The 14,855-nt window shown below is 72.2% G+C and carries 13 protein-coding genes and 1 pseudogene; 6 read left to right on the forward strand and 8 right to left on the reverse strand.

All coding sequences use genetic code 11. The annotated features are described in order from the left end of the window. Window positions 1-139: 139 nt before the first annotated feature. A complete protein-coding gene (locus ABZ842_RS03770) occupies window positions 140-1,276 on the reverse strand; it encodes a P1 family peptidase (protein WP_361531053.1) in 1,137 nt (378 codons plus the stop codon). After that, window positions 1,273-2,514 carry a low temperature requirement protein A gene (locus ABZ842_RS03775; RefSeq protein ID WP_361531056.1) on the reverse strand — a complete coding sequence of 414 codons (1,242 nt, stop codon included), beginning with the start codon at window positions 2,512-2,514 and terminating at the stop codon, window positions 1,273-1,275. The genes ABZ842_RS03770 and ABZ842_RS03775 overlap by 4 nt, the downstream gene beginning before the upstream one ends. 467 nt (window positions 2,515-2,981) lie before the next feature. Here ABZ842_RS03775 and ABZ842_RS03780 point away from each other — a divergent pair, with 467 nt between their 5' ends. From ABZ842_RS03780 to ABZ842_RS03805, 6 genes and pseudogenes are all read left to right on the forward strand, one after another. Continuing rightward, window positions 2,982-3,923 carry an MFS transporter gene (locus tag ABZ842_RS03780; protein WP_361531790.1) on the forward strand — a complete coding sequence of 314 codons (942 nt, stop codon included), beginning with the start codon at window positions 2,982-2,984 and terminating at the stop codon, window positions 3,921-3,923. 77 nt (window positions 3,924-4,000) lie between these two features. Beyond that, window positions 4,001-6,292, forward strand: a complete 2,292-nt coding sequence (locus tag ABZ842_RS03785) for a molybdopterin oxidoreductase family protein (protein WP_361531059.1) — start codon at window positions 4,001-4,003, stop codon at window positions 6,290-6,292. 9 nt (window positions 6,293-6,301) lie between these two features. Further along, window positions 6,302-6,886, forward strand: a pseudogene (locus tag ABZ842_RS03790) (4Fe-4S dicluster domain-containing protein); the annotation flags it as partial. An 86-nt stretch (window positions 6,887-6,972) separates the two neighbouring features. Then, window positions 6,973-7,731, forward strand: a complete 759-nt coding sequence (locus ABZ842_RS03795; protein ID WP_361531062.1) for a Rieske 2Fe-2S domain-containing protein — start codon at window positions 6,973-6,975, stop codon at window positions 7,729-7,731. Then, on the forward strand, window positions 7,728-8,156 hold the full coding sequence (locus ABZ842_RS03800; protein WP_361531065.1) for a hypothetical protein: 429 nt from the start codon (window positions 7,728-7,730) through the stop codon (window positions 8,154-8,156). The genes ABZ842_RS03795 and ABZ842_RS03800 overlap by 4 nt, the downstream gene beginning before the upstream one ends. Window positions 8,157-8,238: 82 nt before the next feature. Beyond that, window positions 8,239-8,445 (forward strand): hypothetical protein, encoded by a 207-nt coding sequence (locus ABZ842_RS03805; protein WP_361531068.1) that lies wholly within the window; start codon window positions 8,239-8,241, stop codon window positions 8,443-8,445. Between the two features lie 13 nt (window positions 8,446-8,458). Here ABZ842_RS03805 and mscL read toward each other — a convergent pair whose 3' ends face one another. The 6 genes from mscL to ABZ842_RS03835 all read right to left on the reverse strand — a co-directional run bounded on the left by mscL (window position 8,459) and on the right by ABZ842_RS03835 (window position 14,705). Then, entirely contained in the window at window positions 8,459-8,959 is a 501-nt protein-coding gene (mscL, locus tag ABZ842_RS03810) for a large conductance mechanosensitive channel protein MscL (RefSeq protein WP_361531071.1), read from the reverse strand. A 141-nt stretch (window positions 8,960-9,100) separates the two neighbouring features. Then, window positions 9,101-9,691, reverse strand: coding sequence for an RcpC/CpaB family pilus assembly protein (locus tag ABZ842_RS03815; RefSeq protein ID WP_361531074.1), 591 nt, complete (start codon window positions 9,689-9,691; stop codon window positions 9,101-9,103). A gap of 393 nt (window positions 9,692-10,084) precedes the next feature. Then, a complete protein-coding gene (locus tag ABZ842_RS03820; protein WP_361531077.1) occupies window positions 10,085-10,924 on the reverse strand; it encodes an S-methyl-5'-thioadenosine phosphorylase in 840 nt (279 codons plus the stop codon). 150 nt (window positions 10,925-11,074) lie between these two features. Then, window positions 11,075-11,434: an FmdB family zinc ribbon protein gene (locus tag ABZ842_RS03825; protein WP_361531080.1), complete on the reverse strand. Its 360-nt coding sequence runs from the start codon at window positions 11,432-11,434 to the stop codon at window positions 11,075-11,077. Between the two features lie 68 nt (window positions 11,435-11,502). Then, window positions 11,503-12,774 carry an MFS transporter gene (locus ABZ842_RS03830; RefSeq protein ID WP_361531793.1) on the reverse strand — a complete coding sequence of 424 codons (1,272 nt, stop codon included), beginning with the start codon at window positions 12,772-12,774 and terminating at the stop codon, window positions 11,503-11,505. A gap of 443 nt (window positions 12,775-13,217) precedes the next feature. Beyond that, entirely contained in the window at window positions 13,218-14,705 is a 1,488-nt protein-coding gene (locus ABZ842_RS03835; RefSeq protein ID WP_361531796.1) for a potassium/proton antiporter, read from the reverse strand. Window positions 14,706-14,855: the final 150 nt, after the last annotated feature.

Below are 14,855 nucleotides of genomic sequence, written 5' to 3' on the forward strand. Positions count from 1 at the left end.
GGTCTCCTGGCCGTCGCCACAAGTGACTCGTTGATTGCTAAAAGTAGCCCCTGGGTCCGACACCGTGTCCGGCGTTAAGAAAAACGCAAGAAGTCTTTGCGGAGTTCCCCGCCGATTCCCAAGATGGGCGCCCGATGCGTCACTTGATGTCGTACAGCTCTCGGTACGCCGGGTAATCACCGCCTGGACCGGTTACGGACGCCGCGGCGAGCACCGCCTTGACGATGGCGCGCGAGACCACGTCCGCGCCGGCGGCCAGCACGTCGTTCAGGGCGAAGGGGTGGGCGGCGGGCAGCGGCACCGCGCCGGTGGCGAGGGTGAAGACGGTGTCGCCGTCGTTGAGCAGGTGGACGGGGCGGACGGCGCGCGCGATGCCGTCGTGCGCCGTGCCCGCGAGCTTCTGCGCCTGCGCCTTGGTCAGGTCGGCGTCGGTCGCCACGACGGCGAGGGTGGTGTTCAACGGCGGCGGGCCGCTGGCCTCCCGCGCCCGCTCCAGCCGCTGCTGCGCCCGCGCGTGCACGGCCGGGTCGGGGTAGCGCACCCGGCCCGGCGCGCCGGAGCCCGCCGGCCCGCCTTCTTCGGGGTGGAAGAGGTGCCCGTACAGCACGCCCGTCGTCGGATCGAGCACCGAGCCCGCCGCGTTGGCGACGACGAGCGCGGCGACGGTGACGTCCCCGCCGTCCGCGCCGATCCCCTCAAGGACCGTGCTCGCCGTGCCGACGCCGCCCTTCAACGCGCCCACCACCGCGCCCGTGCCGGCGCCCACGCCGCCCTGCGGGACGGGGGCGCCGTACGCCGAAGCGGCGGCGTCGCCCACCGCGGCCCGGCCGGTGGCGGCGTCCGGACGCGCGCTCCAGTCACCGCCGCGGCCGAGGTCGAACACGCAGGCGGCGGGGACGACGGGCACGACGCGGCCCGGTGCCACCGGCACCCCGCGCCCCTGCTCCTCCAGCCACGCCATCACGCCGCCGGCGGCGTCCAGCCCGTACGCGCTGCCGCCGGTCAACACGATCGCCTCGACGCGCTGCACCAAGTTCCGCGGGTCGAGCGCATCGGTCTCCCGGGTGCCCGGCCCGCCGCCGCGCACGTCCACGGCGGCCACGGCGCCGCCCTCGGGAGCGAGGACCACGGTCGTTCCGCTCAGCGCCCGCTCGCCCGGTACGCGCGCGTGCCCCACCCGCAGCCCCGCCACGTCCGTCAGGCCGTCGTGCCCGCCCGTCGCCGAACTCGCCGTACTTGTCGTACCTGCCGTGTCTGCCGTGCCCTCGTACGTCATGACTCCTGGGTACCACGCGGCCCCGTGGTCGCCGCCAGGGCGGCGCGGCGGGCCTCCCGATCCGCGAGCGCCACCCCGACCGCGACCGTCGCCGCCGAGACCAGCCCGCTGGCGAGCACGGCCCAGCCCGCGGCGAACGTGCAGCCGAGGACGGCCACCCCCGCCGCCGGCAGGGTCAACTGCTGCGCCGCACCCTGCTTGAAGTGGCGGGAGTGCAGGAACCAGACGGTCAGCAGGAAGACGGCCGTGGGCACGGTGACCGCTGCCGCCGCCGCGAGCGCCGAGATGTGCGCGACGCCCACCGCGTGCTCGACCGCCACCTCCATCCCCGCGCCGATGGCCGCCGCCGAACCGAAGACCAGGACGTGCCCGTACCCCCACGGCAGGGCACGGCGGTTGGACGTCAGCCGTTCGTGCGCGGGGACGGCGAAGTAGATCCACCACGCCGAGAAGATGATCAACAGCCCGCCGGCCGCGATGGGCAGCAGTTCGCTGACGGCCTCGTGCTCGTCGAGGGCGGACTGGACGGCGATGGTGCTGGCCGACATCGTCTCGCCGAGCACGATCAGCGTGAACAGGCCGTACCGCTCCACGATGTGGTGCGGGTGCCACGCCGTCTGGTGGTGCCGCTCCGCGATCGGCGGGACCGCCAACTCGGCGGCGATGACGATCAGGAACAGCCACCGCTTGTCGCCCTGCGGCGCGAACAGCAACGCCACCCACGCCAACTGGCACAGCACGATCCCGACGGCGTACGTCAGCGCCGTACGGCGCCCCTCGCCCGTCTCCGACGCGGCGGCCCGCAGCCACTGGGTGGTCAGCGCCAGCCGCATGATCAGGTACCCGGCGACGGCGATGCCCCAGTCGTTCGCCTCGAACGCCCGGGGCACCCCCGCCGCGTACACCAGCACCCCGGCGATCTGCACCAGCGTCGCAATCCGGTACGGAACGTCATCACAGTCGTAAGCCGAGGCGAACCAGGTGAAATTCATCCAGGCCCACCACACCCCGAAGAAGACGAACGCGTACCCCGTCACCCCCTCTCCCGGGTGTCCTTCGGCGACCGCGTGGACGAGCTGCACCCCGGCCTGGGCGACCGCGACGACGAAGCACAGGTCGAAGAAGAGCTCCAGCGGGGTGGCCGCCCGGTGCTCCTCGTCGGCGCGGCGCGGCAGCATGCGGCGCACCGGCCGGGGGCCGCCGCCGGTCGTGGCTGAGGTCGTCATACGGCTCGTCATACGCCGGCCGGCCGCCGCACGACCCGCCCCGCCGCCGCGCCGCGGGCCGACTGGGCTAAGCCGTCACCCCACCGCCTGATGCCTCGCCGCCACGAAAGGCGCACGTGGCACGCCCTGCCTACGGTGGCCGCGTGACCGAGCCACCGCCGCGCCCGGACGGGCCGCCACCACCCGAGCCGCGCCCGGACGGGACCGCCGCCCCCGGCCCCCCGCCGTCGTCTCCTCCGGCGGGCGGAGCCACGGCGTACGGAACGGGCGCAGCAACCGTCCCCCCAGACCCACCGAACCCGTCGGTCCCACCAGATCCATCGGACCCGCCAGGCCCGCCGGTCGACGCGGGGGTCGTGCCGCCCGTGCCGGAGCCGAAGGTCGGCGGGCGCGCCGGGGGCTCGGTGCAGGCCCGCGCCTCACTGGTCGGCGCCGCCGTCTCCGCCCTGCTGGTGCTGGCCATCGTGTTCGGCAGCCGGATGCTGCGCGACTTCGACTCCGCCCTCCTCCCCTATGCGGTCGCCACCGTCTTCCTCGCCTTCGGCGTCGCCTACCGCTACACCGTCTGGGTCTCCTCGCCGGGCGCCCGCAGGCTGCTGCGGAAGGGCTGGCGCAGCTTCTTCTCGCTCCGCAACGCCCGCCGCGCCCCCACCGCGCTGCCGCGGATGGCCGCCACCTACCTCGGCTTCCAGAAGTTCCTCGGCGCCCGCTCCCGGGCCCGCTGGGCGGCACACCAACTGATCTTCTGGGGGTGCGTGCTCGCGGCGCTGATCACCTTCCCGCTGACCTGGGGCTGGTTCACCTTCACCGCCGGCACCGGCTCTGGCCCCGGCTACGAGATGCGGATCTGGGGCATCAAGGTCCTCGGCTTCGACGCCCTGGACGCCGTGGGCTGGGTGATGTTCCACGGCCTCGACCTCGCCGCAGTACTGGTCATCCCCGGCGCCTCGTACTTCCTGTGGCGCCGGCTCAAGGACCGCGGCGCCACCACCGGCCAGCGCTTCGGCTACGACCTGATCCCGCTGATCGCCCTGATCGTGATCTCCGTGACGGGCCTCCTCCTCACCTTCTCGTCCCTGTTCCTGCACGGCGGGGGCTATGAGTTCCTGGCGATCCTGCACATGGCGGCCGTGGTCTTCACGCTCGTCTACCTCCCCTTCGGCAAGTTCTTCCACATCGTCCAGCGGCCCGCCGCCGTGGGAACTCAGCTGTTCACCTACACCGCCCGTCAGGACGGACCGGCCCTCGCCTGCCGGCGCTGCGGCGAGACCATCGGCACCGCTCCGTACGTCGACAACCTCCGGGGCACCATGCGGGACCTGGACCTCGGCTTCGACGAATGGGCGGAGTACTGCCCCCGGTGCAAGCGGGCCCTGCGGGGCGCCGCGTACCTCTCCCACGTCAAGAAGGGCTTCCAGTGACGACCGCGCCGCGCCAGCCCGCCCCCGGACACGGAGCGGCTGGCCCCGGGTCCGAACCCGCGGCCGGGCCTGGACCCGTGCCCGTTCCCTTCGACAACGCGATCGCCCCGCCCGGCACCCGCAGCTTCCGGGACGCCGGAGGCATCCCCGCCGACCGCTGGCGCGCCGACCAGCATGGCGAGACGCTCGTCCCCACCCACTGCTGCTTCTGCGGGGTGCAGTGCGGGATGTACCTCCGGGTCGACCGCGCCGGCAAGGTCTTCGGCGTCGAACCCCGCAACCACGACATCAACCGGATGCGGCTCTGCCCCAAGGGCATCAATGCGTATCAGCAGGTCAACCATCCGGACCGGCTGACCGCCCCGCTGCTGCGCCACTCCCGCGACGCCCCCTTCCGGGAGGTCTCCTGGGACGAGGCGCTGGACTTCACCGCCGCCGAGATCCATCGCATCCAGGGCGCCCACGGCAAGGACGCCTTCGGCTTCCTCGGCGGCGCGAGCCTCTTCACCGAGAAGACCTACCTCGTGGGGAAGTTCGCCCGGGTCGCCCTCGGCACCCGACACGTCGACTACAACGGCCGCCTGTGCATGGTCTCCGCCGCAGGGGCGAACAAGCTCGCCTTCGGGATCGACCGCGCCGGCAACCCCTTCTCCGACATCCTCCTCACCGACTGCCTGCTGCTCGCCGGGGCCAACGTGGGGGAGTGCTTCCCCGTGCTGACCCAGTACGTGTGGGGGGCCAGGGACCGCGGCGCGAGCCTGATCGTCGTCGACCCCCGCGAGACGGCCGTGGCCCGGACCGCCGACGTCCACGTCGCCCTGAAACCCGGCACGGACGCCGCCTTCTTCAACGCCGTCCTCAACGTCATCGTCGACGAAGGGCTCACCGACGAGGCGTACCTCGCCGCGCACACCACCGGCTGGCCCGAGGTCAGGGCGCAGGCCGCCGAGTTCCCGCCCGGGCGGGCAGCCGAGATCTGCGGCGTGCCCGTCGAGCAGATCGTGCAGGTCGCCCGGATCTTCGGCACCGCGGACAACGCCATGGCCTGGCACGCCCGCGGCATCGAGCACCACTCGCAAGGGGTGGAGAACTGCCTCTCCGTCATCAACCTCTGCGTCGCCACCGGCAACCTCGGCCGCCCCGGTGCCGGATACGGCACCCTGACCGGCCAGGGCAACGGGCAGGGCGGCCGGGAACACGGCCAGAAATCCGACCTGCTGCCTGGAGGTCGCTCCATCAACGACGAGGAGCACCGCCGTCAGATCTGCGAGATCTGGGGCATCGACCCCGTCGAACTGCCGCGCGCCGGGACCTCCATGATGGAGATGGTCTGGCAGATGCAGCGCGCTGAGATCCGCGGTCTGATCGGCGTCTGCAACAACCCCTTCGTCTCCCTCCCCAACTACCGGGTCGTCAAGGACGGCTACGACGCCCTCGAATTCCACGCCCAGTTCGACTTCTTCCTCTCCGAGACGGCGGCCAACGCCCACGTCGTCTTCCCCGTCACCACCTGGGCCGAGGACGAGGGCGTGATGGCCAACGCCGAAGCCCGCGTCGTCAAGCACAACAAGGCCCAGGAGCCGCCCGAGGGCGTGCGCACCGACACCTGGGTCATGTGCCGGCTCGCCGAACGCCTCGGCGCGGGCGACAAGTTCCCCTACCGGGGGTCGCGCGACGTCTTCGACGAACTGCGCATCGCCTCCGCCGGGACCGTCAACGACTACTACGGCATCACCTACGAGCGGCTGGAGGAGACGGGCGGCATCGTCTGGCCCTGCCCGGCGACCGACCACCCGGGCACCCCGCGGCTCTTCGAGGACGGGCGGACCCACCACGCGGACGGGCTGATCCACCTCCAGGCCGTCGGCTGGCACCCGCCCGCCGACCCCTACGACGACGACCACCCGATGTCGCTCACCACCGGCCGGACCGTCGCCCACTTCCTCTCCGGCAACCAGACCCGCAGGCTCGGCGCCCTGGTCGAGCAGACTCCGCGGCCCTGGGTGGAGGTCCACCCCGCGCACGGCTTCCGCTCCGGCGACCCCGTGCGGGTGGTCACCCGGCGCGGCAGCGAGGTCTTCCCCGCCCTGGTCACCGAGGCGATCCGCCCCGACACCGTCTTCATCCCCTACCACTGGCCCGTGCCCACGGCCGCCAACGCGCTCACCGTCGACGCCCTCGACCCCCGATCCAAGATTCCCGAGTACAAGGTCTGTGCCTGCCGCATCGAGCGGGCCGAACGCGTGGACGACGTCCCCGAGCCGCCCACCGCCCCGGGCCACCGCGCGTACCCGGAGGTCCAGGCCGCCCGGACCGACCCCCTGCCTCCCTCGGCACCCCAGGGGCGGGGCACCGGCGAGAGGAGCTGAGGCCCCACCATGATGGGCAGAACGATCTTCATCGACCCCGGCCGCTGCATCGGCTGCCAGGCGTGCGTCTCCGCCTGCCGCGAGTGCGACTCCCACCGCGGCCAGTCCATGATCCATCTCGATTACCCCGACGAGGGCCATTCCGTCGCCTCCCTTCCCACGGTCTGCATGCACTGCGAGGACCCGGTCGCGCCCTGCGCAGAGGTCTGCCCGGCCGACGCGATCCTCGTCACCGCCGACGGCGTGGTGCAGCAGGCCGACACCACCCGCTGCATCGGCTGCGCCAACTGCGTCAACGCCTGCCCCTTCGGCGTACCGAAGATCGACCTCGCGGCCAAGCTCCAGATGAAGTGCAACCTCTGTTACGACCGCACCTCGGTCGGCCTCGCCCCGATGTGCGCCACGGTCTGCCCCACCGGGGCCCTCTTCTACGGCACCGTCGACGAACTGCGGGCCGAGCGCCCCGGAGTGCAGGTCGCCGACTCGTTCACCTTCGGCCGGACCACGGTCAGGACCGGCGTCGCGATGGTCGTCCCGGCGGACAAGATGCAGTGGCCCGTCCCCGGAGGGCTGCCCGTCATCGAGGTCAACGGCGTGGCCGTCGCCGGCGCGGGCGCCGCAGCGGACACGGGCCGCCCCGGGGACACCGGGCCGCGGGAGACGAGGGAGGCGGATGCCGGATGAGCCTCACCGCACCTCCGCCGGCCGACCCCTCGGACCCGCACGGCCCCAACGGTCCGTCCGACCCCCAGGGCCCCTCCGGACCGTCCGGACCCACCGACCCACCGGGCCCCTCCGGGGACCCTTCGGGCCCTTCCGGGCCTGCGGAGCCGCCCTCGGGCGACGGGTCGCGCGAGGCCCTGTACGACCGGATCTCCGCGGACTCCCTCACCACCCGGCGCGACTACCTGCGCATTGTCACCACCGTCTCCGGCGGCCTCGCCGTCGGCGGCCTCGGCGTCGCCGCCGGCATCCTGCACCGCCACAACGACTCCCAGGGAGTGCCCGAGCCCAAGAAGATCGCCGACCGACTCGGCGCCGGTGAATCCATCGCCTTCCGCTACCCCGGCGACGAGGACCGCGCCTTGGCCGTACGGCTCGTGGACGGCAGCCTCGTCGGCTACTCGGCGGTCTGCACCCACCTGGCCTGCGCAGTGCTCTACCGCGCCGACCGCGGCCAACTCGGCGAACTGCTCTGCCCCTGCCACGAAGGGGTCTTCGACGTCCGCACCGGAGAGGTCACGGCCGGCCCGCCACCGCGCCCCCTGCCGCGGGTGATCATCACCGAAGACCTCGACGGCAGCATCTGGGCGCTGGCGACCACCCGCTCCGGAGAGAGCGACAAGGACGCCTGGTGCCGACAGTTCGCCGACGTCGCGCCCGAGCGGGCCATCGAACTCGGCTGTCCCGGCGCGGAGCTCCCGAAAGGCCAGGCATGACCGACTCACCGCAGCCGCCGAACCCCGGGCCCGAACGCATCGGGCCCCCGGACGCGAGCCAGCCGCCGCCGTATCCGCCTCCGCCGCCCTATCGGCCCGGTAGCGCCGACCCGAGGCTGAACCGGCCCGTCCGCGAACGCTATCCCCAGATCCGGCCGACCAGCGGCTGGGGAGACCCCCGGATCAGCCACACCGGCCCGGGCCCGGGCGCCGGGGGCGAGCAGCAGCCGGAGCGATCGGCCGTCCTCACGGCCAGGCTGGTGCTGGCCATGACCGTGGTCGTCGGTCAGCTCTGGGGGCTGACGGTGATCGTCAACGCTTGGATGCAGGGCAACACCGGCACGGCCTGGTGGGGTGCGGGCTTCCTCTGTCTGTCGTTCCTCGTCGTCCTCGTGCTCTGGCTGCTCGACCCCAAGGACCGATGACTCCCGGGGCGGCGCGAAGGCGCTGGGCCCGGCCGGTCGGACGGGTAGCGCCGCGGGCTCCGGTGCGCCGTACCCTGGAGGTATGAGCACCGCCCCCGCCCCCGGACCGCGCGATGCGAAGCAGCCCCGGCAGCAGAACCCCAAGCCGGGCCTGGACTTCGACGATCCGCTGGACCGGCAGTCCTCGGACGATACGGACCGAGGGTGGGGTGAGCGGCCTCCTGCGAGCACGAGCAGCGCGGACGACCTCGCGCGCTTCCTCGACGAGAAGCCGCCCCACCACCTCTGAGCACCGACTGCCGTTACGGTCGGTCGGAAGGCTGGCCGCCCGCGGTCCCGCCCGGCGCACCACCGCCGCGCGACTGGGCCACCAGGGCGTCCCGGATCTCCTTCAGGACCTCCAGCTCCGACAGCTCGACGACCTCCTTCGTCCCTTCCTTCGCCGCATCCCGCTCCGCCTTGCGGGCCAGGTACTTCGCCATGGGCAGCACCATGAGGAAGTAGACGACGGCGGCGGTGATGAGGAAGCTCAGCGTCGCCCCCAGGACGGAGCCCCAGAGGATCTTGATGCCCTGGACCTCTCCGTTCACCACCTTGCAGGTGCCCTTGATGCAGGTGCTGTAGGCATCGAGGTCCTGGGTGCCGAAGGCGCCGACGACCGGGTTGATGATGCCCTTCACCACGGAGTTCACGACCTGGGTGAACGCCGCGCCGATGACGACGGCCACCGCCAGGTCGATCACGTTCCCACGCATCAGGAACGCCTTGAAGCCGTCCAGAAGGCTGACTTTCTTCTCGGTCACCGCTGAGCCCTTCTTCATGAATGCGGAATGCGGAGTCAAACGCTCCGCAACCTACGGCACGCGGTGGAGGCGCTGTCCAATCAAGGGCGGGGGCGAGGCGCAACGGCGGTACGCCAGTACGAGTGGGGGTGGGGCGAGGGCTCAGCACACCGCCACCACCAAACGGGAATCGGCCGCAGCTCCGGCCAGCTCGGCGGCCGTGGCCCGGGGCACGGACAGCACCACGAGCGCCCCGCCCGCCGGATCGCCGCCGGCCTCCTCGACCTCGACTCCCGCGCCGTCCGCAGCGGATGCGCCGGGCTCGCGCGGGCCGCGCGCCGGCACGGACTCCACCCGCACCCCGGCCGCCACCACCCGGGCTTCCGGCGCCGCCTCGGCGGAGCCACCCGAGCTGGTGGGCGAAGGCGCAGCGATCACATCGACCCGGTCGCCCGGCCGCAACAACCGCACCGTCTCCGCATCCGCGATCCGCACCGGAGCGGACACCAGGCGCACCGCGGGCCCGGGCTCTTCGGCGGCCCGGGGCGCACCCCGCGCCGCGGCCGGCGACGCACCGTCGGACGCCGTCGAACCAGTCGACCCACGGGCTCCGGAGGCGGCGACGGCAGCGGCCACCACCGTGAGCCCGGCGGCCACCGCGCGCCGTCGCCTCCTCAGCGCCCTGCGCAGCCGGTGCGCACCGCCCCGCACGCGCAACGGCGGGAAGGGCGGAACGCTCCGCGGCTCGGGCACGGGAGAGGGCGGTAGCCCCGGAGTCGTGGAGAAGGGCGGGCTCACCCCCGTCGAGCCAGGGCTCGAACCTGAACTCGAACCCCAACCCGTGCCTGTGCCTGAGTTCGTACCTGTGCCAGGTCCCGCGCCCCGCGGGGGCGTACGCAGCGAATCCGCAGCGCCGGGGCGTCCGGAGCCGGGGGCACCCGCGGAGGGAGAGGAGGGAGGGAAGGTCGTCATCGTCATGCACCGCCTGCCGTGTGGATCGTGAGAGCTGTTGCGCCCCGGCCGCCTTCGCGACCGCACCGCATGACCTCACGATCCACCCGTCGTCAGAATCCCGCTGACGGCTGTGGACAACCACTCACTTGTGGACAACTCCCTCACTCACACGGGTAACGGCAACCGTCCCGGTCAGGGAAGTTCGAATCCCAGGTCCCAGCCCTCGTGCGCCTGCGTGCACAGGCAGTCCCGCTCACCGGTCGCCGGCAGCGCCCCCACGGCGTCGAAGAGGACCGTCCGCAGCCGGCCCACGTTCTCGCCGAAGACCCGCATCACTTCGGTGTGCGAGACGCCCTCGCCGGTCTCCGCGCCCGCGTCCAAGTCCGTGACCAGCGCCAGCGCGGTGTAGCACAGCCCCAGTTCACGGGCGAGGATCGCTTCCGGGTGTCCGGTCATGCCCACGATCGCCCCGCCCGCCGCCGCGTACCACTGCGACTCCGCCCGGGTGGAGAACCGCGGCCCCGCTATGACGACCAGCGTCCCCCCGTCCACCGGCTCCCACTCCCGCCCCCGCGCCGCCTTGATCGCCACGGCGCGCCCCGCAGGGCAGTAGGGGTCGGCGAAGGTGGTGTGCACGACGTTCGGAACGACTCCGTCCGCGCGGGCCACCCCGTCGAAGTAGGTCTCGGCCCGTCCCTTCGTACGGTCCACGAGCTGGTCCGGCACGACCAGCGTCCCCGGCCCGTACTCCGGCCGGAGGCCGCCCACGGCGCACGGCGCCAGTACCTGTCGTACGCCTGCCGAGCGCAGTGCCCACAGGTTGGCGCGGTAGTTGATCCCGTGCGGGGGGACGCTGTGGGTGCGTCCGTGACGGGGGAGGAAGGCGACCTTCCGGCCCGAGACCTCGCCGAGGAAGAGGGAGTCGCTGGGGCTGCCGTAGGGCGTGTCCACCTGGACCTCGGTGACGTCCTCAAGGAAGGAGTAGAGCCCCGAGCCGCCGATCACGCCGATCTCTGCGTTCGCATTCGCCATGGCGGTCACACTATCGACGGCCGCCGGGCCGCAGGAGACCCCCAGAGCCAGGCCCGAGCCCGGACACGCCAACATCCCCGCCGTACAAGACCGACGAGGACGTGTGGACGAGACTGCCGAAGAGCCGAAAAGCCGAAGAACGTGGTTCGCTCAGGCCGCGGAAGTGCTGGCGCTCGACGTCGACGAGGACGTCCCCGCCGAAGCCTTGTCCGAACCGGAACCGGAACTCGAACCAGAGCCCGACCCGGAGTCGGAAGACGAGCCCGAAGCCGCCTTCTCGGAGCCCTTCGACGAGGAAGCGGAAGACGAAGCCGGCGAGCTGCTGGAAGACGAGCCGCGGCTGTCGTTCCGGTAGAAGCCCGAGCCCTTGAAGACGATGCCGACCGCGGAGAACACCTTCTTCAGGCGTCCGTCGCAGCTGGGGCACACGGTCAGGGCGTCGTCCGTGAACTTCTGCACCGCCTCAAGGCCCTCGCCGCATTCGGTGCACTGGTACTGGTAGGTCGGCACGTGTCTTCCTCCTGGCACTCTCACTCGATGAGTGCTAACGACGGTCTATAGTGACCTATTCCAACGGATCAGTCCACCGGCACCTGTGGGCGGTGATTCTTCCCACGCGCTCCGTGCGCGCCCCGCGCCGCTATCCGTCCCTCGGCCGACGGCGTCAGCCGCGACCTCAGCGAAACCAGCGTGACCAGCGCAAACGCGGTCCCCACCAGCGGCACCAGGAATCCGGCGCTCGCCCCGCGCGCATCCGCAAGCTGCCCCGCCGCGGTGACCGCGAGGGCCTGCCCCAGCGCCACGGCGCCCGTCAGCCAGGTGAACGCCTCCGTCCGCGCCGAAGCCGGCACCAGCGCCTCCACCAGGGTGTAGCCGCCGATCAGCGCGGGCGCGATGCACAGGCCGACCAGCAGCCCGAGCGCGCCGAGCAGCACCACGGAGTGCGCGGTCCACAGCAGCGACGCCGTCAGCGTCAGCCCGACGTATCCGACGATGACCCGCCGCAGCGGGCCGTTCTTCCAGGCGATGGCGCCGCACGCGATGCCGGCCAGCATGTTGCCCGCCGCGAAGGTCCCGTACAGGACGCCGTTGACGCCCGGGTTGCCGATCTCCTCGCTGAAGGCGGTCACGGAGACCTGCATGCCGCCGAAGACGGAACCGATGCCCAAGAAGGCCACCGCGAGCACCCGCACACCAGGTACGGAGAGGGCGGAAGCACGCTTGTGACCTGCGGCGGAGCCTTCGCCGTGCCCTATAGTTCCGCCGCCGCCCCGCAGGACGGGCGGCTGGGTGCGGTACTGCGCGGCGAAGAGCAGACCGCCCACGAGCGTCAGCGCGCCCTCGGCGATCAGACCGGCCGCCGGGTGCACGCCGGTGCTCAGCGCGGTCGCGAGCACCGGGCCCACCACGAACGTGAACTCGTCCGTCACGGACTCGAAGGCCGCGGCCGTCGACATCAGGGGCGAGCCGTCGAGCTGCGCCGCCCACCGGGCCCGCACCATCGGACCTATCTGAGGTACGGACGCACCCGTCGGCACGGCCGCCGCGAACAGCGCCCACAGGGGCGCCCCGGTCAGCGCGAGCGCGGTCAGACCGGCGACCGAGGCCGTGTGCACCACGACCCCCGGCAGCAGTACTGCGCGCTGTCCGAAGCGGTCGGCGAGCTTGCCGCTCTGCGGCGCGAACAGGGCCATGGAGACGCCGGTGACGGCCGCGACCGCGCCCGCGCTGCCGTACGAACCGGTGGTGTGCTCGACGAGCAGCACGATGCCGATGGTCAGCATCGCGAACGGCTGCCGGGCGGCGAAGCCGGGGAGCAGGAAGGTCCATGCGCCGGGGGTGCGCAGCAGTTGCCCGTATCCGGGGCGGGCCGGCTGCGCCGACTTCTCAGGCCCCTCGGGGCGTCCCCGCGGGGCCTCGGGGGCGCCGTCGGGGTTCGGGGTGACCGCGGAGTCCACGGTCCGTGCCTTTCTGCCGCCTGGTAGCGGGTCCCCGGGGTGCGGGAACCGGCTGAGAGCTGTCCACTCGCGCGGAACTGCGGTAGATACCGGGGCCCACTGCGAGGACTCCTCGGCCGCCATGCGGTCGCGCCAGCTCTGCATCAGGCAGAGGTGGTCGATCAGGTGTGGCCATGGTAACCGGCCAAACCGGACGCCACCGGCCAGCCAGCCAGCCGGCAGGCCGGCCGGTAGGCAGGCGAGCCGGCCGGCCGACAAGCGAGCCGCGCCGCCTGTCGCGTACGCCCGCCCGTGCGACGCGCCACCTGTCTCGAACGCCGCGCGCCGCCCCCGCCTCAGCTTGCCGTGCCCAGCCACCCCGCCAGCTTGCCGCCCTGCCCCACGGCCCTCAGCCGTCGCTCGGCCGCGTCCCGCACCGGGTCGGTCGCCACGACCAGCAGTTCGTCCCCGCGCCTGAGCACGGTCGACGGCAGCGGTACGAAGCTCTTCCCGTCCCGTACGACGAGGGTGACCGCCGCCCCGGCCGGCAGCCGCAGCTCCGCGACCTCCACCCCGTGCATCTTGGACTCGCCCGGGATCGACACGGAGAGCAGGTGCCCGCGCAGCCGCTCCAGCGGCGCCGACTCGATGCCCAGGTCGGACGGTGCCCCCGGCCCCAGCTTCAGGGCCTTGGCCAGCCACGGCAGCGTCGGCCCCTGCACCAGGGTGTAGACGACGACCAGGACGAAGACGATGTTGAAGACCCGGGTGCTGTCGGCCACTCCGGACACCATGGGGATCGTGGCCAGGATGATCGGCACCGCCCCGCGCAGCCCCGCCCACGACAGCAGGGCCTGTTCCCGTACCGGGATCGAGAAGGGCACCAGGCTCACCAGGACCGACAGCGGACGCGCGACCACCGTCAGTATCAGCCCGATCACCAGCGCCGGCACCAGGTCGTCGCCCAGCTCGTGCGGGGTCACCAGCAGCCCCAGCAGGACGAACATCCCGATCTGGGCGAGCCAGCCCAGCCCCTCGGCGAAGCCGCGGCTGGCGGGTGCGTGCGGCAGCTTCGAGTTCCCGAGCACGACCGCGGCCAGATAGACCGCGAGGAAGCCGCTGCCGTGGGCCATGGCGCCCGTCGCGTACGCGATCACCGCGATCGCCATCACGGCGATCGGATACAGACCGGAGGCCGGCAGCGCCACGTGCCGCAGCCCGAAGGCGCCCAGGAAGCCGATGGCCAGACCGATGCCCGCGCCGATGGCCAGCTCCAGCGCTATCTTCCCGACGAGCACGTACCAGTCGTCGACCGGGCCGGCCGTCGAGAAGGCGACGACGAGGATGACGACGGGGGCGTCGTTGAAGCCGGACTCGGCTTCCAGGACGCCGGTGACCCGGGACGGGAGCGGGACCCTGCGCAGTACGGAGAAGACCGCCGCCGCGTCCGTCGACGAGACCACGGCGCCGATGATCAGCGCCTGTCGCCACTCCAACCCGACCAAGTAATGCGCAGCCGTGGCCGTGACGCCCACGCTGACCGCGACACCGATCGTGGACAGCACGACCGCTATGGGCAACGCGGGTTTGATCTCCTGCCATTTGGTGCCAAGGCCACCTTCAGCCAAAATCACCACAAGAGCGGCATAACCTATCACTTGCGTCAGTTCGGCATTGTTGAACGTGACGTTGAAGATGCCGTCCTGGCCTATGGCGACGCCGATGCCCAGGTACAGCAGCAGGCTGGGGAGCCCGCTGCGGGATGAGATGCGCACCGCGGCGACGGCGATCAACAGCACGAGCGCGCTGCTGAACAGGAGCTCATTGAGGTCGTGGACAGTCAGTGGCCGATCCTTCCCCTCGCGCCTCTACGTGCCGGACGATGATTCCGGGCGGCGACACTTCGTTACCTTACCTAATCTTTAACGTTTCCTTGACGCCGGGGTCGAAGTTCGAGGTCCGGGTGGCCAACTGCCGTGAATGGGGCGCAAGGT

The sequence above is a fragment of the Streptomyces sp. NPDC047315 genome, from assembly GCF_040643215.1.
GTDB lineage: Bacteria > Actinomycetota > Actinomycetes > Streptomycetales > Streptomycetaceae > Streptomyces.

What these genes read in the sequence shown, in the direction of transcription:
- ABZ842_RS03780 (WP_361531790.1), top strand. Translation starts at nt 2,982, where the DNA reads ATGCTGCGCGACTTCGACTCCGCCCTCCTCCCCTATGCGGTCGCCACC.
- ABZ842_RS03800 (WP_361531065.1), top strand. Translation starts at nt 7,728, where the DNA reads ATGACCGACTCACCGCAGCCGCCGAACCCCGGGCCCGAACGCATCGGG.
- ABZ842_RS03775 (WP_361531056.1), bottom strand. Translation starts at nt 2,514, where the DNA reads ATGACGAGCCGTATGACGACCTCAGCCACGACCGGCGGCGGCCCCCGG.
- ABZ842_RS03795 (WP_361531062.1), top strand. Translation starts at nt 6,973, where the DNA reads ATGAGCCTCACCGCACCTCCGCCGGCCGACCCCTCGGACCCGCACGGC.
- ABZ842_RS03770 (WP_361531053.1), bottom strand. Translation starts at nt 1,276, where the DNA reads ATGACGTACGAGGGCACGGCAGACACGGCAGGTACGACAAGTACGGCG.
- ABZ842_RS03820 (WP_361531077.1), bottom strand. Translation starts at nt 10,924, where the DNA reads ATGGCGAATGCGAACGCAGAGATCGGCGTGATCGGCGGCTCGGGGCTC.
- ABZ842_RS03805 (WP_361531068.1), top strand. Translation starts at nt 8,239, where the DNA reads ATGAGCACCGCCCCCGCCCCCGGACCGCGCGATGCGAAGCAGCCCCGG.